The sequence below is a fragment of the Bacillus sp. FSL W8-1143 genome, from assembly GCF_037965155.1.
In the GTDB taxonomy this organism is placed as follows: Bacteria; Bacillota; Bacilli; order Bacillales; family Bacillaceae; genus Bacillus; species Bacillus pumilus.
This window is the reverse complement of record NZ_CP150182.1, coordinates 2,520,835-2,542,468: the sequence shown is the minus strand read 5'-3', so window position 1 is coordinate 2,542,468 and position 21,634 is coordinate 2,520,835. Positions and strand designations below refer to the sequence as shown.

At 40.4% G+C, this 21,634-nt stretch carries 18 protein-coding genes, 1 pseudogene and 1 other annotated feature; of the genes and pseudogenes, 18 read left to right on the top strand and 1 reads right to left on the bottom strand.

The genetic code is table 11. From position 1 onward, the window contains the following. The first annotated feature begins 75 nt into the window (after positions 1 to 75). From NSQ36_RS12980 to NSQ36_RS12930, 11 genes and pseudogenes are all read left to right on the top strand, one after another. Positions 76 to 1,506 (top strand): N-6 DNA methylase, encoded by a 1,431-nt coding sequence (locus tag NSQ36_RS12980; RefSeq protein ID WP_113387200.1) that lies wholly within the window; start codon positions 76 to 78, stop codon positions 1,504 to 1,506. After that, positions 1,503 to 2,972, top strand: a complete 1,470-nt coding sequence (locus NSQ36_RS12975) for a restriction endonuclease subunit S (protein ID WP_339205907.1) — start codon at positions 1,503 to 1,505, stop codon at positions 2,970 to 2,972. The genes NSQ36_RS12980 and NSQ36_RS12975 overlap by 4 nt, the downstream gene beginning before the upstream one ends. A 448-nt stretch (positions 2,973 to 3,420) precedes the next feature. Further along, a pseudogene (locus NSQ36_RS12970) lies at positions 3,421 to 3,903 on the top strand (recombinase family protein); the annotation flags it as partial. Positions 3,904 to 4,291: 388 nt separating this feature from the next. Then, positions 4,292 to 4,837 carry a DUF4241 domain-containing protein gene (locus tag NSQ36_RS12965; protein WP_113387198.1) on the top strand — a complete coding sequence of 182 codons (546 nt, stop codon included), beginning with the start codon at positions 4,292 to 4,294 and terminating at the stop codon, positions 4,835 to 4,837. A 236-nt stretch (positions 4,838 to 5,073) separates the two neighbouring features. Further along, positions 5,074 to 6,336 (top strand): DUF1668 domain-containing protein, encoded by a 1,263-nt coding sequence (locus NSQ36_RS12960; RefSeq protein WP_050943630.1) that lies wholly within the window; start codon positions 5,074 to 5,076, stop codon positions 6,334 to 6,336. A 253-nt stretch (positions 6,337 to 6,589) separates the two neighbouring features. Then, positions 6,590 to 6,739 (top strand): teichoic acid D-Ala incorporation-associated protein DltX, encoded by a 150-nt coding sequence (locus NSQ36_RS12955; protein WP_024427820.1) that lies wholly within the window; start codon positions 6,590 to 6,592, stop codon positions 6,737 to 6,739. Positions 6,740 to 6,753: 14 nt separating this feature from the next. Beyond that, a complete protein-coding gene (gene dltA / locus NSQ36_RS12950) occupies positions 6,754 to 8,259 on the top strand; it encodes a D-alanine--poly(phosphoribitol) ligase subunit DltA (protein WP_050943631.1) in 1,506 nt (501 codons plus the stop codon). Then, positions 8,256 to 9,440, top strand: a complete 1,185-nt coding sequence (dltB, locus tag NSQ36_RS12945; protein WP_050943632.1) for a D-alanyl-lipoteichoic acid biosynthesis protein DltB — start codon at positions 8,256 to 8,258, stop codon at positions 9,438 to 9,440. Before dltA ends, dltB begins: the two co-directional genes overlap by 4 nt. Before the next feature lie 21 nt (positions 9,441 to 9,461). Beyond that, on the top strand, positions 9,462 to 9,698 hold the full coding sequence (gene dltC / locus NSQ36_RS12940) for a D-alanine--poly(phosphoribitol) ligase subunit 2 (RefSeq protein ID WP_003216498.1): 237 nt from the start codon (positions 9,462 to 9,464) through the stop codon (positions 9,696 to 9,698). Next, a complete protein-coding gene (gene dltD, locus NSQ36_RS12935) occupies positions 9,698 to 10,864 on the top strand; it encodes a D-alanyl-lipoteichoic acid biosynthesis protein DltD (RefSeq protein WP_251190242.1) in 1,167 nt (388 codons plus the stop codon). The genes dltC and dltD overlap by 1 nt, the downstream gene beginning before the upstream one ends. A gap of 95 nt (positions 10,865 to 10,959) precedes the next feature. Beyond that, positions 10,960 to 11,382: a YkvA family protein gene (locus tag NSQ36_RS12930; protein WP_226803794.1), complete on the top strand. Its 423-nt coding sequence runs from the start codon at positions 10,960 to 10,962 to the stop codon at positions 11,380 to 11,382. 83 nt (positions 11,383 to 11,465) lie between these two features. On the opposite strand, the gene NSQ36_RS12925 is transcribed toward NSQ36_RS12930, so the two are convergent. Then, positions 11,466 to 12,509: a lactonase family protein gene (locus NSQ36_RS12925; RefSeq protein WP_226803793.1), complete on the bottom strand. Its 1,044-nt coding sequence runs from the start codon at positions 12,507 to 12,509 to the stop codon at positions 11,466 to 11,468. A 433-nt stretch (positions 12,510 to 12,942) separates the two neighbouring features. Between NSQ36_RS12925 and ilvE the strand changes: the two genes are divergently transcribed. The 7 genes from ilvE to leuC all read left to right on the top strand — a co-directional run bounded on the left by ilvE (position 12,943) and on the right by leuC (position 21,633). Further along, the gene (ilvE, locus tag NSQ36_RS12920; RefSeq protein ID WP_003216381.1) at positions 12,943 to 13,857 is read left to right on the top strand and encodes a branched-chain-amino-acid transaminase; all 915 of its coding nucleotides are present in this window, start codon (positions 12,943 to 12,945) and stop codon (positions 13,855 to 13,857) included. Positions 13,858 to 13,865: 8 nt separating this feature from the next. Continuing rightward, positions 13,866 to 14,112, top strand: a binding site (T-box leader). Between the two features lie 122 nt (positions 14,113 to 14,234). Further along, the gene (gene ilvB, locus NSQ36_RS12915) at positions 14,235 to 15,959 is read left to right on the top strand and encodes an acetolactate synthase large subunit (RefSeq protein ID WP_226803792.1); all 1,725 of its coding nucleotides are present in this window, start codon (positions 14,235 to 14,237) and stop codon (positions 15,957 to 15,959) included. Continuing rightward, positions 15,956 to 16,474: an acetolactate synthase small subunit gene (gene ilvN, locus NSQ36_RS12910; RefSeq protein ID WP_003216637.1), complete on the top strand. Its 519-nt coding sequence runs from the start codon at positions 15,956 to 15,958 to the stop codon at positions 16,472 to 16,474. The genes ilvB and ilvN overlap by 4 nt, the downstream gene beginning before the upstream one ends. An 18-nt stretch (positions 16,475 to 16,492) precedes the next feature. Continuing rightward, entirely contained in the window at positions 16,493 to 17,521 is a 1,029-nt protein-coding gene (gene ilvC, locus NSQ36_RS12905; RefSeq protein ID WP_003216490.1) for a ketol-acid reductoisomerase, read from the top strand. Further along, positions 17,508 to 19,061 (top strand): 2-isopropylmalate synthase, encoded by a 1,554-nt coding sequence (locus NSQ36_RS12900; protein ID WP_050943635.1) that lies wholly within the window; start codon positions 17,508 to 17,510, stop codon positions 19,059 to 19,061. The genes ilvC and NSQ36_RS12900 overlap by 14 nt, the downstream gene beginning before the upstream one ends. Positions 19,062 to 19,079: 18 nt before the next feature. Then, complete coding sequence (gene leuB / locus NSQ36_RS12895) at positions 19,080 to 20,177, top strand: 3-isopropylmalate dehydrogenase (RefSeq protein ID WP_321999442.1); 1,098 nt, start codon at positions 19,080 to 19,082, stop codon at positions 20,175 to 20,177. 40 nt (positions 20,178 to 20,217) lie between these two features. Further along, complete coding sequence (gene leuC / locus NSQ36_RS12890) at positions 20,218 to 21,633, top strand: 3-isopropylmalate dehydratase large subunit (protein ID WP_321999441.1); 1,416 nt, start codon at positions 20,218 to 20,220, stop codon at positions 21,631 to 21,633. Position 21,634: the final 1 nt, after the last annotated feature.

The following is a 21,634-nucleotide window of genomic DNA, read 5'->3' as shown; positions in this document are numbered from 1 at the left end:
ATGAAAAGGTTCGCTTTCAACTAAAAATCATCAAATTTGATTTAATAGATTAGAAGCTTTTCAGGAGGAAAAAAGATGAATAACCAAGAAATCGTTCAAAAATTATGGAATTTATGCAATGTGCTTCGTGATGACGGTATTACCTATCAACAATATGTCACGGAGTTAACCTATATTTTATTTTTAAAAATGATGAAAGAACAGCAAACAGAAAATGTAATACCCGAAGGATATAGATGGGATGATTTGCTAGAAAAAGAAGGGGTAGAACTCAAAACATTTTATCAGCGATTGTTACTTGAATTAGGAAGCAGTGAAAATGAGCGGCTGCGTCTAATCTACAGTGATGCTGCTACTAGTATTACTGAACCCAAGAACCTAGAGAAAATTCTGAAGAGCATTGATGGCCTTGATTGGTACAACGCAAAAGAAGAAGGTTTAGGTAATTTATATGAAGGCTTGTTAGAAAAAAACGCAAGCGAAACAAAATCAGGTGCTGGTCAATACTTTACACCGCGTGTATTAATTGATGTAATGGTACAACTGATTGACCCTAAACCTGGAGAAAGATGTAATGACCCTGCAGCTGGTACATTTGGTTTTATGATTGCGGCAGACCAGTATTTGAAAAATAAGACAGATAACTATTATGATTTAGATCCACAACTGGGCGTTTTCCAAAAGAAAGAAGCGTTTACTGGAATGGAACTCGTCACAGGGACTCATCGTCTTGCTTTAATGAATGCATTACTTCATGATATCGAAGGGCGACTGGAACAAGGGGATTCGTTATCTAGTAATGGAAAATGGATGAAAAACTTTGATGTCATTTTAACCAATCCACCATTTGGGACGAAAAAAGGTGGAGAGAGTGTCTCCCGTGATGACCTGACGTTTGCAACTTCCAATAAACAGCTTAATTTTCTACAGTTAATTTATAACGCTTTAAAAGACGATGGTCATGCACGGGCAGCAGTTGTATTACCTGATAATGTCTTGTTTGAAAGCGGGGTTGGTGCACAGATTCGACGTGATTTAATGAATAAATGCAATCTGCATACAATCGTACGCTTACCAACGGGGATTTTCTATGCCCAAGGTGTGAAAACAAACGTCTTATTTTTCACAAGAGGAACAACAGACCAAGATAATACAAAGGATGTTTGGGTATATGATCTCCGCACCAATATGACGTCATTCGGAAAACGGAATCAGCTAACAATGGCACACTTTGAACACTTCATGAAAGCATATGTAGCAGAAGACCGCTCTAAAGTGGAAGATGAGCGTTGGAATGTGTTCACAAGAGAGGATATTGCAAAAAAAGGGGATAGTTTAGATATCGGTTTGATTGCAGATGAATCATTATCCTCCTATGACAACTTACCAGATCCAATTGAATCAGCTGAAGTAGCGATTGCGAAACTTCAAAAAGCAATGGATTTATTAGGTGAAGTAGTTGAGGAGTTACGTGCTGTTGAAGAGGATGAGGTGGTCAAACAGTGAGTAAGAAAAAGAAGACTATTGAGGAATTATTGGAAGAAGCGATATTATCAGATGAAGAGCAGTCTTATGAAGTTCCGAGAAATTGGGTTTGGACAAGGGTTGAAAATGCGATAAAACCGATGGAAACTAGAGAGCCGAAGAAATTAGATGGGAAATCATTCCATTATATAGACGTTGATGCAATAGATAATAAAAAACAAATGGTTAGACAAATAAAGGAAGTAGAAATAACTCTTGCACCTAGTAGAGCAAAAAGAAAAGTTTCCAAGGATGATGTGATTATTTCACTAGTAAGACCGTATTTAAAAAATATAGCACATATCGATATAGAGGATAATAAATTGGTTGCGTCAACGGCTTTTTATGTTTGTACACCTAAAGAAATACTGGATTCAAATTATTTTTATAGCTATCTATGTTCTAATTATGCTACTCAATATCTGATTGATCATACAAGGGGAGATAATTCTCCTTCAGTTCGAAGTACAGACTATGAGAAGATGCCACTTCCTCTCCCTCCTGTGAACGAGCAAAAACGAATTGCTGAGAAAGTGAAGCGTCTTTTAAGTAAAATTGAAAAAGCAAAGCAGTTGATTGAGGAAGCGAAGGAAATGTTCAAACTTCGTCAAGCGGCTATTTTGGATAGGGCATTTCGTGGTGAATTGACTAGAAAATGGCGTATCGACAATCCTAATGCAATAAATGTTAACCAGTTTTTAGAAGATGTAAAATCTAAAATTGTAAATAAAAAGCTAAAACATAGCAATGTGGAAGAGGAAAATCTTTATGAATTACCGAATGGTTGGGCTTGGGTAAGATTAGGAGAAGTTTCAAATGTAAAATCAAGTAAGAGGATTTTTGCTTCTGAGTATGCAGATAGCGGGATACCTTTTTATCGTTCAAAAGAGATTGGGGAATTATCTTCCTTAGGAAAAGCAAAGAGTGAATTGTTTATATCGGAAGAACGGTATGCTGAGATTAAAGAAAAATTTGGTGTTCCAAAGGTAGGAGACTTACTATTAACCTCAGTAGGAACTATCGGTAATACATGGATGTGTGATGGGAGAGAATTTTATTACAAAGATGGAAATATAACTCAAATAGAAAGAAATGAATATATTAACACTGAATTTGTTCAATTGTTTTTTAATAGTTATTTGTTTAAAAAGCAAGTTAACCTTACTGTTTCTGGTTCAGCTTACAATGCTTTAACTATTGAAAAAATTAATCAATTGGTTCTTCCCTTTCCACCATTAGAAGAACAACAAGAAATTGTTAGGATAACTAAAAAGATCTTAAAGACAGAAGAGGAATCTAAAAATATACTTTCATTGAGAGAAAATCTAAAAGGTCTAGCCCAATCCATACTTTCTAAAGCCTTCCGTGGGGAACTTGGAACAAATGATCCAAGTGAAGAAAGTGCTGTTGAATTGCTAAAAGAAGTGCTACAAGAACAAGTAAATTAGTTATAAGAAGACATCCAAATTAAAGACATTCAAATTAATTGGATGTCTTTTATGGTTGCATATATGCCAAGTTGTATTGGTTTGTTACAGAACCACTCTCATTCACAAACTGACAATCGATAAATTTCCGACAAGTTTCATTAGCATGGTAAAGTAATAAGAATTGTAGTGAAACTCTATTCAAGCTCGATAATGATATCGATAGCAGAGGTGTAGCCTTATAAGTGATATCAAAGAAAAGGTACTGCAGCCTTTATCACATTTTTTTCGATAAGCTACTTTTTTTAAAAGGTACACTTATTGCGACGAGCTTTTTGGATCTGTAGAATAAGGGTTCAAGGTGTATCATATGGTATTGATTTACTTTTGGTACGCATCATAATTGAGATTGATCTTTTGATGCAAAGGCGTTGCGTTTAGAGTATCAAATAACAAGGCGGAATCAATTATGGATAACAAAGAATTTGGATACGTTAGAGTAAGCAGCTAAGACCAAAATGAAGCACGACAACTGGATAGTATGTATGCTCTTGGAATTGATGAGCGTGATATTCATATCGATAAGCAAAGCGGGAAAGACTTCAATAGAACTCAATACCAAGCTTTGAAATTGCGTTTGCGAAAAGGAGCGTTATACATACATTCACTAGATAGGCTAGATCGTAACAAAGAGATGATTTTAAACGAGCGGAAAGATATCACACAGAACATCAAAGTACATATTGTTGAAATTGGATAAGCCGTTGTTAGATACACGGAAATACAATGACTCCATCGGTTCTTTCGTGGCTGTCTTGGTGTTGCAAGTATTATCGTGGATTGCTGAAGAGAGAGAACTAAGATTAAGACTTGTTAAGCTGAAGGGATAGCTGCAGCTAAGGCACAGGGCAAACATCTTGGAAGACCTAAAGTAACAATTAAAACTGAGTTTGAGCAGGCATAAACAAGAAGGAGAAGATGAACCGAGTATGAAGAAATTCGAGCATATACAAAATCAAATTGAGTGATTTTCTTTTGAATGAAGGTGAAAAAAGACAATCCAAATCATTCAGGGTGGCAATTGTATTGTAAGTATATAGATGAGAATAGAGATGAAGCTTGTCTTGTTACAGATTTTTTATTGACGGATTAAAAGGGAGAAAATAAAACAGGAACAAAAGTCAAAACAAAGAAAAATATCTAATCTCAAACGTCTCAGAAAAATAATGAAAGGAATGATTCCTTGTACAACATCGATCCAACAAATTTAATTTTTTGAAAATGGAGAGAACAAAAGCAGTCCTAAAGGTGATCAATTATTTGCTAAACAGTTAGGAAATATCGAGATCACGAGCGGTCATATCGTTGCCTGTGATCCTTTTGTTTCAGAGGGGGACCAATCTTTTACGAGGAAGGTTGCTCTAGGAAAATATCCTATTCTACTTGTAGTTAAGCGATTAGAAAGCGGTGACGAACGCGTCGCCTATGCAATGATCAAGTTTAGAAACGAGCAGGCAATAGAATTGGAACTTGCCACAAGAGCAGGGCAGGAACTCAATCAATTGAAAGAAGACGAGTTCTTCGGCTACGGTGTAAATACGGGTATGGATTGTTTCATAGATGCGGATACAGCACAAAATCTTCAAGCTTATGAGGATAAGCAATATAAAGAGGATAATGATTTTTATCTTTATGAGGAATTTGCAGAGCCCCTTGAGCAAAACTACAAGCATACATGGGACTGGCTCGTCACCCGTTTTCATGACAAAGTGGACATTGTCATGTTTACAACAGGCTTCGGCGACGGGATGTATCCAAGCTTTTGGGGGCTAGATCAAAACGGAGAGCCCGCTTGCCTTGTGACGGATTTTTTAATAATGGACTGAGAAGAAACCCATGAATCATGGGTTTTTTTGATGGAGATATAGAAAAATATGAGTAACGCCTGCAATTAATTAACATAAATATGAAATAATTCTAATGCGGAAGTCTAATTTTAGAAATTTATAGGCGCATTGGGGAGACGGTAAGTAAATAAATATATATAAGTAACAAAAACATGGAAAAAATAAATAACTATCCGATATTTGTTATGTAAACAAATTGAAGGAGTGTGTTTATCTTGAAAAAATGGTTTTTTATTTTCATTTTATTAATTTCTGCATTAATTTATCCATTACAATCAATAAAAGCAGAAAAGGCAGATATTCTTGAATGGGAAAAACGAGCAGAATTGCCAGCTGCAAGAGTAGGAGCTGTAAGCGAAGTATATGATGGGAAAATCTATGTAATAGGTGGAATAGGTTCAGGTAAAGCCAATTCTAATACTACTTATGTATATGATCCGAAGTTAGATAAATGGTCAGAAAAAGCTAGTATGAAAACAGGCCGTATGGGTGCTGCTAGTGTTATTGTAGGGGATCATATATATGTAATGGGTGGGAGAACAGATCAAGGGTTTTCAAATAGCGTAGAAGTTTATAACATCAAAATGGATAAATGGGAAGAGGCAGAAGACCTCCCATTTGAATTGAAAATATCTGCTTTCGATTTATACGCAGGTGCTATAGATAATAAAATCTATGTTTTGGGTTATAATAAACCGTTAAAGCACGAGAATTACAGCAGTAACACGTATAGTTACGATATAAAAACAAAAGAATGGACAAAGAAGAAAAAATTTGAAAAAGACGCTCCTGCTGGAAATGCTGTAGTTATAAAAAATAAACTCTATGTTTTATCTGGACAAGCAACGTTTGAATATGATCCATCAATAGATCAGTGGACAAGTGTAGGGTCTGGGGGAATTGGGCGTTATTATAGTGCATTAAATTTTGAAGATTATATTATAAGAACAGGTGGAGTTTCTAAAGTTACACTCTATGATAAGCAAACTAAGACATCAAGAACTGTCCCTAATTCTTCTGCTCCTTATCGTATGGGGCATGTATCCGCCATTATTGATGATACACTTTATGTAATTGGAGGTATTCCACAGAGTAATGATGCTCCTAACTACGCTAGGGACGATTTCAAATCTAATTTATCTATTTCATTAAAAAGTCTTAAAAACAGTGACACTACAGCTCCTCCAGGTGACAAAGACCCGGATCCAGCAACACCACCAAAAGACGGTGCAACCGATGAAGACGGCGATGCTCTCCTCATCATCACTATGGTCAATGGTTTGCAAAAAGAGTATGACCTCTCCATGAAAGAAGTCAACGCTTTCCTATCCTGGTACAAAAAGCGTGATGCCGGAGAAGGACCAGGGTTTTATGAAATTGACGAGCATGACAACAACAAAGGTCCCTTTGAAAGTAAAAAGGATTATGTGGTGTTCAAAAATATTCTCATGTTCGAAGTCAATAAATATAAGAAGTAATTAAAATCAAAGCCATCTAGGTAAACTAGGTGGCTTTTGTGTTTATTCGACAGCTTTCACCAATTTTAAGGCAAATTTAAGCTCGGATTTTATTTCAAATGTATTAAATCTTTGTTACAATAAGACAGCTTTGCCAAAAGAGACGTTCCAAGGTTCGACATCTTTTTTCATGATTTCTTAAAATTTTTATGTTTTGATATGAAACTCTTTTAATGATTCATGCGTCTCTATAAGTGTCAAAAGAAAAGAGGTTATCAATATGCTATTCAAAAAGCTATCAGAAAATAAGTCTGTAAAATGGATAGGATATACGAGCTTTTACTTACTTATTTTGCTATTATTGTTCTTTATTTACGGATTCCACACAGCTAATACGGGATCATTCATTTACAACGATTTTTAATTGGAGATTAAACTATGAAACTATTACACACGATTCAAGAATACCAACAAACGAAACCAACACAGCCAGCATTTGTTTCTCAACATGCTTCGATCACATATGATGAGCTTTGGCATCTATCAGACCAAATGGCTGGTGCCATAGATGCAGTCGCTACAGATAGTGCACCTGTCATTGTATACGGTCATATGGAGCCAGAGATGCTCATTTCTTTCTTAGGCAGTGTGAAATCAGGTAGACCATACATTCCGGTCGACATCTCAATCCCTGCCGAGCGTATCGTCTCAATTATTGAAAGCTCAAAAGCCAGTCTGTTGATTTGTGCAAATGAGCTGAATGTACTAGATGTAGAAGAACACATTGAAGTGAAAAGTGCGGCATCTCTTTTAGCTCTTGAAAAAGAAGCACCGCCATCCTCGCAGTGGGTTCAACAGGATGATGTCTTTTACATCATTTATACGTCTGGCAGTACCGGAAAACCGAAAGGCGTTCAGGTAACAGCCAATAATTTAGAAAGCTTTACAGAGTGGATGTGCCGAGACTTCCCAATTGGCGGGGGACGCACGTTCTTAAATCAAGCACCATTTTCTTTTGACTTATCAGTGATGGATTTGTATCCAGCGCTTCAATCAGGCGGCACGCTTTACTGTTTAGTGAAAGATCTAGTGAATAAGCCGAAGGATATGTTTGCAGCACTTGGTCAATCTGACGTTGAAGTGTGGACATCAACACCTTCCTTTGTGCAAATGTGCTTAATGGACCCTTCCTTTACAGGGGAGCTTTTACCAGAGTTGAAAGTTTTCTTGTTCTGCGGAGAGGCACTTCCTGTATCTGTAGCAAGTGCGCTCCTTGAGCGTTTTCCAAAGGCGCAGGTCTTTAATACGTATGGTCCGACTGAAGCAACTGTTGCGATCACATCGATTGAAGTCACGCAAGCGATTCTTGATCAGCACGATTCTTTACCAGTCGGCTACGCCAAACCGGATACAGATATCGTTATTTTAGATGAAGAAGGCAATGCACTTCCTGACGGTGAAAAAGGGGAAATTGTCATCGTGGGGCCAAGCGTCACGAGAGGCTACTTAGGTGAACAAGCCTTAACAGATAAAGTGTTCTTTGAATACGAAGGACGCCCTGCTTACCGTACAGGTGACGCAGGTGTGACGCAGGATGGTTTGATTACATGCCACGGCCGTCTGGACTATCAAATTAAGCTGCATGGATACCGAATGGAGCTTGAAGAAATTGAATATCATGTGAGCGAGACAACGTATGTCAATGCTTGTGTGATTGTGCCGTTCCAGCCAAACGGTCATGTGGAGTACTTAATTGCAGCCATTGTTCCAGCAGCGCATTCTTTTGAAAAAGAATATCAGCTGACAAGTGCAATTAAGAAAGAAATGGCGGATTCACTGCCTGCGTACATGATTCCAAGAAAGTTTGTCTATCTTGAGCAGCTATACATGACGCCAAACGGGAAGGTTGACCGTAAAAGAATCGCGAAAGAGGTTCTTCTATGATTCCGTTTAGTTCATTCTTTTTCTTCATTCTAATTGGTGTTCTTCTTTTGCCGACGATCATTCTTGGTCTTCGCGGCAAAAGAATGCAGGGCTACAACATGTTTGCAACGGTTGTGGCACTCGCCCTTATTTTCTCTAAGGATGCACATGGCGCGCTGCTACTCTTCTTGTTTACAGTGTGGCAAGTCTTGATCATCCGCCTGTACCTTTCGTACCGGTTGAAAGCGAATCAAGCGTCTGTCTTCTATATGGCAGTGGTGGCATCGATTTTGCCGCTTGTGCTATCAAAGGTTTTACCGTTCTTTTTAACTCATCAGCCGCATCAACCGCCGCCAATGAACTGGCTGAGCTTTTTAGGGATCTCGTACTTAACATTTAAAGGTGTTCAGTTAATTATCGAGACAAGAGACGGCTTGATTAAGAAGAAAATGCCGATTCATCGTTTGGTCTATTTCATTGTCTTTTTCCCGACGATTTCATCAGGTCCGATTGATCGTTACCGCCGGTTTGAAAAGGATATGGATACGCCGCCTGAAAAGGAAGCGTACAGTGATCTTCTATACGCCGGTATTCATAAAATTTTTATCGGCTTCTTATACAAGTTCATTATTGGTTATCTGATTCACACGTATATTCTCATGAATATTCATCACATTAGCAGCAGTCACTTTGTTCAACAGTTAACATATATGTATGCGTACAGTATGTATTTGTTCTTTGACTTTGCTGGTTATACAGCATTTGCTGTTGGTGTGAGTTATATGATGGGCATTAAATCACCAGAAAACTTTAACAAACCGTTTATCAGCCGGAACATTAAAGACTTCTGGAATCGCTGGCACATGTCCCTGTCCTTCTGGTTCAGAGACTACGTGTTTATGAGATTTGTGTTCTTTATGACAAAAAAGAAGTGGATCAAGAACCGTATGGCTGTATCAAATATTGGGTACTTTGTCCTCTTTCTATTGATGGGTGCTTGGCATGGTCTAGCACTTCAATATATTATTTACGGACTATATCACGCAGTTGTGATGTCCGGTTACAATTTATTCGAGAAATGGAATAAAAAACACAAGTGGTGGCCGGATAATAAGGTCACAATGGTTGTGTCGATCATTATTACATTCCATGTGATTTGTTTCGGATTTTATATTTTTTCAGGAAAACCATTTCATCATTAATGATTAAGGGAGTAGAAAATTATGGAATTTAAAAATCAAGTATACGGTATTATTGCAGAGGTTTGTCAGGATGACGTTGTGAAAGAAAATCCAGAGATTGCAATTTTTGACGAAGGTCTTCTAGATTCATTTGGTACAGTAGAGCTGCTTATGGCAATCGAAAGTCAACTTGGAATTACTGTTCCGATTACAGAGTTTGATCGTGATGTGTGGGATACACCGAATCACATTGCTGAGCAGCTGGCAGAGATGAAGTAATGAAAAAGCGTTTTTTTGGGCCGCTTATTTTAGCGGCTGTTCTATTCATTGGTGTTCTTCTTGTACCAAATGCATGGCTCTCACATCTGATCCCAAAAGATAAATTACAAAAGTCAGCCACAGAATTAGATCCGGGGATGTTCCAAGGGCTTTATTTACAAGACGAAATGCTAAAAGATCCAACTTATTTGCCGATCTATGGATCTTCTGAACTATCACGTTTTGATCCATATCACCCTTCAAATTTCTTTCATGAGAATCCTCAAGGGTTTACACCTTATCTTATTGGAAAAGGTGGATCGCAATCATTAATTCATGCGATGAACTTTGCAGCGCATATGGATGAATTAAAAGGGAAGAAGCTTGTGTTTATCGTGTCCCCGCAGTGGTTTGTGAAATGGGGATCTGACGAAAATCACTTTGCACCGAACTATTCAGCGCTTCAAGCACTGAATCTCGCTTATAATAAAGAAATTGATCCAGCTGTGAAAAAAGAACTGATCAAGAGAATCATGAAGTTTAAAGCAGTGAAGAACGACATGGTCATCACAGAGCTTTTTAAAGCAGAGCTTTCTGGGAACAAATTCGCTTATGGCGCGATTTCTCCTATTGCAAAAATGTATTATGGCATGCTTCAAAAGAAAGATATGTATTACACAATTGGATCGGGGCATGAACGTAAGCTTCAACCGTCTCATTCAGTCAAAGGAAAAACATGGACTGAGCTTGAAAAAGAAGCGAGCGTTTTTGGTGCGAAAAGAGCAGGGAACAACCCGTTTTATATTAATCAAAAACTGTTTGACCGCAAGCTGAAACCGATCATGAAAAAGATGAAGGATTCCCGTGAAGGTCACTCTTATGCGGAATCACCAGAATACAAAGATTTTCAAATCATGCTGGATATTTTAAAACAAGCAGGGGCAAAGCCTTTGTTTGTGACGATTCCTGTCAACGGAAAATGGTATGATTATACCGGTTTTCCGAAAGAGGGACGTACAGAGTATTATGAGAAAATCAATCGTCAAATACGCGATAACGGGTATGAAGTCGCAGATTTGACTAAGCATGAGTACGATCCTTATTTCTTTAAAGATACAATTCATGTGTCTTATAAAGGATGGGTGTACATCGATAAGGCAATCGAAAAGTTTTACAAAGAGCAGTAGAATGCAGCAGCTTTCTGCTGCTTTTTGTTTGTCGAATTGGCGAATATCTTGTATAACGAAGGGAAAAGGGCTATGCTGTAAATGGAGGCGATACAATGAATCGTTCTGAGAAAAAAGAACTATTGAAGCGTTCAAAGAAGCATTTTAATGATCATGCCTTTTGGGAAAAGTTAAAAAAGACGGCACAAAAAGCTGGTGTCTCACTTGTCTATGCTGTGCTATTACTTTACTATACATTGCAAAAACCTGAAGTGCCTGTCAAAGCGAAGACCCTTATTATTGGGGCACTCGGATACTTTATCCTTCCAATTGACCTCATTCCCGATACAATGATTGGTGTAGGCTATACAGATGATTTAGGAGCGATCACATTTGCTCTGATTCAAGTAGCGGTCTACATTGATGATGATGTGAAAGGAAAAGCGAAGGACAGGCTGTCAAAATGGTTCGGTGAAAAAACCGATACGTCTCTGATTGATCAAAAGCTTGAAGATGGCGGGATGCCGTCTACACGCTGAAAAGAAGACAAAGGGCTAAAATCAAGATCATTTTAGCCCTTTGTCAACAATATGAAGCCTCCACAGTTGGAGGCTTTTTTTCATTATCCTAAAAATTTCACGCAAACTGGATGAGGGACTGAGATGTCTGATTGTAAGACAGTGAGTCGTCCTGTTTCTTTGTCGCGTTTGTATAACACTAGGTTGCTAGACTCTTGGTTTGAACCGACGAGGAATTCTTCAGTTGGATCAAGCACAAAGTCTCTAGGCCAGTTTCCTTCAGAAGAAGCAATCTCGACAAGACTTAATTGGCCGTCAGCGTCTGCTTTAAAAATCGCAATGCTGTCATGTCCGCGATTTCCTGCATAAACAAATTGGCCGTCTGAAGAGACGTGAATGGCACTGCCTTGATTGTTCTCTGTAAAGTCGCTTGGAATGGTTGCGATCGTTTGAATCTCTTCGAAATGACCATCTTCAAAGTAATGAAGCACAATCACCTCTGAGCTTAGCTCTGTCATCACATATGCCACAGGTTTCGTTGGATGGAATGTAATATGGCGAGGCCCGGTGCCTGGTTTTGTTTCAAATGTATGAGCAAGCTCAAGTTTGCCGTTTTCTTTCTTATACGTATAAATGCCATCTGTCCCAAGGTCAACAGACACTGCAAATTGTTCATCTGGTGTCAGACCCATAAAGTGAGTGTGCGGTTTTTCCTGACGATCTTCGTTAGGGCCAGTTCCTTCATGCTGCGCCTGTGACAGCGTGCGAATCACTGAGCCATTTTCAGTATCGATTTCATACATCTCTGCTGTTCCTTTATGATAGTTTGCTGTAAAAGCTGTTTTTGTTTGACTGTCCACGCTGACGTGACAAGGAGAAGCGCCTTCGGCAAGTTCTTGGTTGATGAAACGAAGTGTGCCGGTTTCAGCATCGATTTGATAAGCAGCCACGCCGCCCTGTGATCCTTCTTTCACAACAGCATACACAAATTTTTGAGAATCTGAGACGGTTAAATATGTAGGATTTTCAAGTTCAGCAGCCACTTCTACTTGTTCGATCTGCTGCTTGTCCGTATTTAATGTAAAAGTATAAATGCCTTTACTGTCTCCCTTTGTATACGTTCCGATATAACCTCTGATGTTAGCCATGTATTGCCCTCCTTCTATAAGATGCTCTCATTCTATCATAAATTCATAGGAAAACGCTTTAGAAAGGCATACCGAAAGAAAATCAAAAGCGCTGGAATCTACCAGTCTTCATTCAAAACAATGTGAAAAAATATGACAAACGTTTTCTCAAATGAAAAGCGTTCAGGTAAAGTAAATCAATTGAAGAAAAAATACAAAAAATTTTAAGTTTTTTTCATTCCTTGTCTAGCAAAGGTGTAAGCGTATACATTTAATTTTGATTAGTCTAAATTGTCTAATAATTTTAAAAATGCTGTTGACACTGTATGGAAAGCGGCGTAAGATGGGTTCAACAAAAGCTAAACAAACACGCAGAGCAAGCGTGAGGCGCTTTAATATAAAGTGTCTGAAAATTCAACTACTTTTTGTTTGAAAGAGAGGGTGCTCACTGAAAATGGAAGACCAAAAGGAACAGTGGATCTTTTTAAACGATGAACTCGTGAAAAAAGAGGATGCGAAAATTTCAGTTTATGATCATGGCTTCTTATACGGTGACGGTGTGTTCGAAGGGATACGCGTGTATAACGGAAATATCTTTCGAATGAAGGAACATTTAGACCGCCTGTATGATTCCGCCAGATCGATTATGCTGAACATTCCATATTCACTTGAGGAACTCACGGAAAAAATGATTCATACAGTTGAAAGGAACGGACTGAAGGATGCCTATATCCGTCTTGTTGTCTCAAGAGGAGCTGGTGATCTTGGTTTAGATCCAAACAACTGCGGGAGAGCCAACACAGTGATCATTGTAGAGCCGCTGGCCATCTTTCCAAAGCACCTATATGAAACAGGTATTGATATTGTGACGGTACCGACGAGGCGAAATCGTCCCGATGTACTGAGTCCAAAAGTGAAATCATTAAATTATTTGAATAACATCCTTGTCCGAATCGAAGCCCATATGGCCGGTGTGAGTGAAGCGCTGATGCTGAACGATCAAGGGTACGTGGCAGAAGGTTCTGCAGACAATGTGTTTATTTATAAAAAAGGTAAGCTCTATACACCGCCAGGTTATATCGGCGCTCTTGAAGGCATCACAAGAAATGCCATCATGGAGATTGCAGAAGACTTAGGCTATGAAGTGAAAGAAGAACCATTCACAAGGCACGATGTGTATACAGCAGAAGAAGTTTTTCTAACAGGAACCGCAGCCGAAGTGATTGCCGTTGTAAAGGTTGACGGCCGTACGATCGGTGAAGGGAAACCTGGGGTTCACACAAACAAACTTCTTGAACAATTCCGCAAGCGAGTCGTTGAAGAAGGAGAAAAAGTCGTTTTTACAGATGAAAACATTCACGCAAGCTAAATAGATATCGATAAACGTTGAAGAGGACTAGTAGCTTTAGAGTCAGTATCTACAGAGAGCCGGTGGTAGCTGGAAACCGGTGTTACTTTCTAAAGTGAACTCACCTCTGAGTGTCTGCTTGAAATGATAGTAGGGCAGACCGAGTGACATTGCTCACTCGTTACCAAAATGGATGAAAGATGTCCATGAGACGGCAGCTGATTTTGCCGTGAACAAGGGTGGTACCGCGAAAAACAAAGCTTTTTCGCCCCTTTGACCTAGTGAAAAGTAGTGTCATTGTGGGGTGAGAAGGCTTTTTTATATGGTCTAAAAACTCGATTTTGAATGGAAAAGGGTGAAAAAACTTGACTGAAGCAAGACAAAGAGGAGGAAATCAAATGGGGACAAATGTACAAGTGGAGACGGAAACATCTAAAGCATCACAAACGATGAACGGTGCACTCATGCTAATTGAAGCACTCAAAAGAGAAAAAGTAGAAGTCATTTTCGGATATCCAGGCGGAGCGGTTTTACCGATCTACGATAAAATTTATGATTCTGGTTTATTTCATGTCCTGCCAAGGCATGAGCAGGGAGCGATTCATGCAGCAGAAGGATACGCTAGAGTATCTGGTAAACCAGGTGTTGTCATTGCAACATCAGGACCAGGAGCGACAAACCTTGTCACAGGAATTGCAGATGCAATGATTGATTCACTTCCTCTTGTTGTCTTCACAGGACAGGTGGCAACCTCAGTTATTGGATCAGACGCTTTCCAGGAAGCAGATGTGCTCGGCATCACAATGCCTATCACAAAGCACAGCTACCAGGTGAGAAATCCAGAGGAACTACCGGGTGTCATTAAAGAAGCATTCCACATCGCAACGACAGGGAGACCTGGTCCAGTCTTGATTGATATTCCAAAAGATGTGGCAGGTATTGAAGGAACGTTTGAATACGATCAGCCAATTGATTTACCTGGTTATCAGCCAAAAGTAGAGCCGAACTATTTGCAAATTCGCAAATTAGTAGAAGCTGTCAGCAGAGCGAAGAAACCGGTCATTCTAGCAGGAGCTGGCGTTCTTCATGGCAAAGCATCTGAAGAATTAAGGCAGTATGTAGAGCAGCAGCAAATTCCAGTCGCTCATACACTGCTAGGACTTGGCGGCTTCCCGGCAAAGCATCCTCTTTTCCTAGGGATGGCTGGTATGCATGGCACATATGCGGCGAACATGGCTCTTCATCAATGTGATTTGCTCATTTCAATCGGTGCGAGATTCGATGACAGGGTAACTGGCAATCTCAATCACTTTGCGAAACATGCGAAGGTCGCTCATATTGACATCGACCCAGCGGAAATCGGCAAGAACATTCATACCCATATCCCGGTTGTTGGAGACAGTAAGCTAGTCCTTGAAGAACTGATCAAGCAAGACGGGAAACAAGCAGATGCTGACGAATGGAAAAACCAATTAGATCAGTGGAAGGAAGAATATCCACTCTGGTACGTCGAAAACGAAGCTGAAGGCTTTAAGCCTCAAAAGCTGATTGAATACATTCATCAATTTACAAAAGGTGAAGCCATTGTCGCAACTGATGTGGGACAGCATCAAATGTGGGCAGCACAGTTCTATCCATTTGAAAATGCAGATAAGTGGGTAACATCTGGAGGCCTTGGCACAATGGGCTTCGGATTACCAGCAGCCATCGGCGCTCAGCTAGCTGATCAAGAGGCAACCGTTGTAGCGATTTTAGGAGACGGAGGTTTCCAAATGACCCTGCAAGAACTTGCCGTTATCCGTGAGCTGAACCTTCCAGTCAAAGTGATTGTGCTCAATAATCACTGCCTTGGAATGGTAAGACAATGGCAAGAAATTTTCTACGAAGAACGCTACTCACATTCTAAATTTTCAGAGCAGCCAGACTTCGTCAAATTATCTGAAGCTTATGGCATTAAAGGAATCAGAATCTCATCAGACGAAGAGGCGAAAGAAAAGCTTGAAGAAGCGCTAACCTCTAGAGAGCCTGTTTTCATCGATGTCAATGTAGCGAGAGATGAAAAAGTATTCCCGATGGTAGCACCGGGGAAAGGACTTCATGAGATGGTGGGGGTGAAACCTTGAAAAGAATTATTGTGTTGACTGTATTAAATCGATCAGGCGTACTGAACAGAATCACAGGCCTCTTTACTAAAAGACACTACAACATTGAAAGCATTACGGTCGGCCATTCTGAGATTCAAGATGTATCACGCATCACGTTCGTCGTCCATGTAGACCAAGAGAAAGACATCGAACAGCTGACAAAACAGCTGAACAAACAAATCGATGTTCTGAAAGTAACAGACATTACAAACCAATCAATCGTTCAGCGAGAGCTGGCTTTGATAAAAGTCGTATCTGCACCAGCATCTAGAATGGAGATCACGGGGGTCATTGAACCTTTTAGAGCTTCTATTGTAGATGTTAGCAGAGAGAGTGTCGTCATTCAGGTGACAGGTGAGTCTTCAAAAATTGAAGCACTCATTGAATTACTTAAGCCATACGGCATTAAAGAAGTCGCCAGAACTGGCACCACGGCCTTTGCGAGAGATAATCAGCAAAAGCCGCAACAAAATAAAACAATTTCAATTGTCTAAACAAAAGGAGAGAGTCAAATGGTAAAAGTATATTATAACGGTGATATTCAAGAAAACGTATTAAATGGTCAAAAGGTTGCCATCATTGGATATGGATCACAAGGTCATGCACATGCATTGAACTTAAAAGAAAGCGGCGTAGATGTCATCGTCGGCGTGAGAAAAGGCGGATCTTATACAAAAGCACAAGAAGACGGCCATCAAGTATTCACAGTAAAAGAAGCGGCAGCACAAGCAGACATCGTCATGGTGCTACTTCCAGATGAGCAGCAAAAGAAAGTATATGACGAAGAAATCAAAGATCAATTAGAAGCAGGCAACTCACTTGTATTCGCACACGGATTCAACGTTCATTTCCATCAAATCGTTCCTCCAAGTGACGTAGATGTGTATCTTGTGGCTCCAAAAGGTCCAGGACATCTTGTGAGAAGAACATATGAGCAAGGCGCTGGTGTACCTGCACTATTTGCCATCTATCAAGATGTATCTGGTCAAGCGAAAGATAAAGCACTTGCTTATGCAAAAGCAATTGGTGGAGCAAGAGCGGGCGTTCTTGAAACAACATTTAAAGAAGAAACGGAAACGGATCTATTCGGTGAGCAAGCAGTCCTTTGCGGGGGTCTTACTTCACTAGTGAAAGCAGGATTTGAAACATTAACAGAAGCAGGTTATCAGCCAGAGCTTGCATACTTCGAGTGTCTACATGAACTGAAACTGATCGTTGACCTTATGTACGAAGAAGGATTAGAAGGCATGAGATATTCAATCTCTGATACAGCACAATGGGGTGACTTCGTATCAGGACCACGCGTTGTGGATGCAAACGTAAAAGAATCGATGAAAGCCGTCTTGACTGATATCCAAAACGGAACATTTGCAAAAGAATGGATTGTTGAAAACCAAGTGAATCGTCCACGTTTCAATGCGATCAATGCTAATGAAAATGAGCACCAAATTGAAATCGTTGGAAGAAAGCTTCGTGAAATGATGCCTTTCGTCAAACAAGGAAAGAAAAAGGAAGCGGTGAGCGTCGGTGCGGAAAATTAATTTTTTTGACACAACACTTCGAGATGGAGAGCAATCACCAGGAGTGAACTTAAATGCACAAGAAAAGCTAATCATCGCAAAGCAGCTTGAGCGCCTTGGGGTTAATATCATTGAAGCGGGTTTTCCCGCTTCATCCCGAGGGGATTTCTTAGGCGTACAAGAAATTGCTAGAACGATCAAAAATTGTTCAGTTGCTGGTCTTGCGAGATGTGTAAAAGGTGACATTGATGCTGCATGGGAAGCGTTAAAAGATGGAGTGGAACCAAGAATTCATATCTTTATCGCTACTTCTGATATTCACTTGGAGCATAAACTAAAGAAAACACGTGAAGAGGTCGTAGAACAGGCTGTCTCCATGGTGAAATACGCGAAGGAACGTTTTCCAGTTGTCCAGTGGTCAGCAGAAGATGCATGTCGTACAGATCTTGCTTTCTTAGCAGAAATTGTAGAGAAGGTCATTGACGCTGGAGCGAGTGTCATTAACTTGCCAGATACAGTTGGATACTTAGCGCCAAAAGAGTATGGCAATATCTTTAAATATATGAAGGAACATGTTCCAAATATCGACCGCGTCAACTTGTCTGCTCACTGTCATGATGATCTAGGGATGGCTGTAGCAAACTCACTTGCAGCCATTGAAAATGGAGCAAATCAAATTGAAACTGCTGTTAACGGAATTGGAGAACGTGCAGGAAATGCCGCTTTAGAAGAGATTGCAGTCGCTCTTCATATTCGAAAAGACTTCTACCAGGTCGAATCAACGATTCAATTGAATGAAATTAAGCGTACAAGTGATGTAGTGAGCAAATACTCAGGCATGATTGTACCGCGCAATAAAGCTGTCGTTGGTAACAACGCTTTTGCACATGAATCAGGTATTCACCAAGACGGTTTCCTCAAAGAAAAAACAACCTATGAAATCATTTCTCCAGAGCTTGTCGGTGTGACAACAGATGTACTTGTCCTTGGGAAACACTCCGGAAGACATGCGTTTAAAGACCGCATGAAAACGTTAGGTTTTAAACTAACAGAAGAAGAAATCAATAAGTTCTTCGAAACCTTCAAGAATTTGACGGAGAAGAAAAAAGAAATCACAGATGATGATTTGATTTCTATTATATTGGAAGAAAAAGTAGCAGACCGAAAAATTGGCTACGAATTTGAAAGTCTTCAAGTGCATTATGGAACAGAACAGATGCCGACAGCAACGGTCTCTCTGAAAAATCAAGAAACACAAGAAGTTATTCAAGAAGCAGCTACAGGCGCAGGCAGTGTAGAAGCTGTGTACAACACACTGGAGCGCTGTATGGAGGAAAGAATTCATTTGCTAGACTACCGTATTCAATCAAATGGAAAAGGCAGAGATGCACTAGCGGAAGTATATGTGAATGTTTCAATAGAAGGAAAAGAAACAGCTGGACGCGGTGTAGCGCAAGATGTGCTGGAAGCATCGGCGAAAGCCTACGTCAATGCAGTAAACAGGCATTTAATCTTTAAATCAAATCTCATTGAAATTGAGAAACATCACGCGATCTCATAGGAAAGGAGGTAGGTCCTCATGAAAAAGAAAATTGCACTTTTGCCCGGCGATGGAATCGGACCGGAAGTTGTGATATCAGCGGTCGCTGTCCTCAAAGAGACAGCGGCTCAATTTAGGCACGAATTCGAATTCGAAACGGCGCTCATTGGTGGTATCGCAATAGATGAAAAAAACAATCCGCTCCCAAAAGAAACGGTTGATGTCTGCAAGAGCGCGGATGCGATTTTATTAGGAGCAGTCGGCGGACCAAAATGGGATCAAAACCCACCAGAGCTTCGTCCGGAAAAAGGCTTGCTCGCCATCCGCAAACAATTGGACTTATTTGCTAATATTCGTCCTGTCAAAGTGTTCGATAGCTTAAGCGAGGCGTCACCGTTAAAACAGGCTCACATTAACGGAGTCGATTTTGTCATCGTTCGTGAATTAACAGGCGGTCTCTATTTTGGTGAACCAAGCGAGCGCTATACAGATGAAGAAGGAAAAGAAGCTGCGGTTGATACGCTTCTTTATACAAAGGAAGAGATTGTCCGTGTACTAAAAGAAGCATTCGACATGGCGTTAACGAGACGGAAAAAAGTAACGTCTGTGGATAAAGCGAATGTTCTGGCTTCTAGTAAACTATGGCGAGATGCGGTAGAAGAAGTAGCTTCTCAATATCCAGACGTTGAATTTGAGCACATGCTCGTTGATAATGCCGCCATGCAGCTGATTTATAAGCCTGCACAATTTGATGTCATTGTGACAGAGAATATGTTTGGTGACATCTTAAGTGACGAGGCTTCAATGATTACTGGATCACTCGGTATGCTGCCATCTGCCAGTCTATCAAGCACCGGCCTTCATTTATATGAGCCGATTCATGGTTCAGCACCCGATATTGCGGGGCAAAACGTTGCAAACCCTCTGGCAACCATTTTATCAGCAGCAAGCTTGCTTAGAACATCCTTTGCATTAGAAGAAGAAGCAGCTGCAATAGAGGAAGCTGTGGAAACTGTTCTTGCCTCTGGCAAACGAACAAAAGATTTAGCAGCAAAAGAGGGAACATATCAAACGACTAAAGAAATCACTAATGCAGTTGTAGACGCACTCAAGCAGCGCGTGCAAACCATTGTATAAATAGAATCTTGTGGAATTAGGTAGAGGGAGGAAAAGGGTTATGCCTCGAACAATCATCGAAAAAATATGGGATCAGCATGTAGTCAAAAGCGGCGAGGGAAAACCAGACCTTTTATATATTGATCTGCACTTGGTGCATGAAGTGACATCACCTCAAGCATTTGAAGGATTAAGACAAAAAGGGCGCAAGGTGAGAAGACCTCAAAACACGTTTGCGACGATGGATCACAACATCCCAACTGTGAATCGATTTGTGATCAAAGATGAGATTGCTAAAAAGCAAGTGAGTGCCTTAGAGCGCAACTGTGCGGAATTTGGTGTTCGTCTTGCTGACCTTCACAGTGTTGACCAAGGAATCGTCCATGTCGTTGGACCTGAGCTTGGATTGACACTTCCGGGGAAAACAATCGTTTGTGGAGATAGTCATACATCAACTCACGGCGCGTTTGGCGCACTTGCCTTTGGGATCGGTACAAGTGAGGTTGAACATGTACTTTCTACACAAACACTTTGGCAGCAGCGTCCGAAAACGTTAGAAATTAGAGTAGACGGAAAGCTTCAAAAAGGGGTAACGGCCAAAGATGTCATTTTAGCCGTCATTGGTGCACACGGCGTGAAGTTCGGCTCAGGTTATGTCATTGAATACACTGGGGAAGTATTCAGAAACATGACGATGGATGAACGTATGACCGTTTGTAATATGTCGATTGAAGCAGGCGCAAGAGCAGGATTGATTGCACCTGATGAAGTCACCTTTGAATATTGCCGCGGCCGCAAATATGCACCGCAGGGAGAAGACTTCGAAGCAGCGATTAAAGAATGGGAAGAACTTAAAACAGATCCGGGTGCAACCTATGATAAAACGATTGTTTTAGATGGGAATGAGATTTCACCAATGGTCACATGGGGAATTAACCCAGGAATGGTGCTGCCTGTAGATGCATCCATCCCAGGACCTGATGATTTTGCGCAAGAGGATGACCAAAAAGAAGCGATTCGTGCGTACGAATACATGGGGGTTCATCCGCATCAGCGTATTGAAGATATTACGATTGAGCATGTGTTTATTGGCTCATGTACGAACTCAAGAATGACTGATTTACGCCAAGCAGCTTCTATGATAGAAGGACAAAAGGTAGCTGATCATGTCAGAGCGATTGTCGTGCCTGGCTCTCAAAGCGTCAAATTGCAAGCAGAAGAAGAAGGTCTTCATGAAATCTTCCTTGAAGCAGGATTTGAATGGAGAGAATCTGGCTGCAGTATGTGTCTAAGTATGAATAACGATGTGGTACCAGAAGGTGAACGCTGCGCATCCACATCAAACCGTAACTTTGAGGGTCGTCAAGGAAAAGGTGCGAGAACGCATCTTGTCAGCCCGGCAATGGCCGCAATGGCTGCAATACATGGCCGATTTGTCGATGTCAGGAAGTTTAATCAAGAGAAAACAGTCGTGTAAG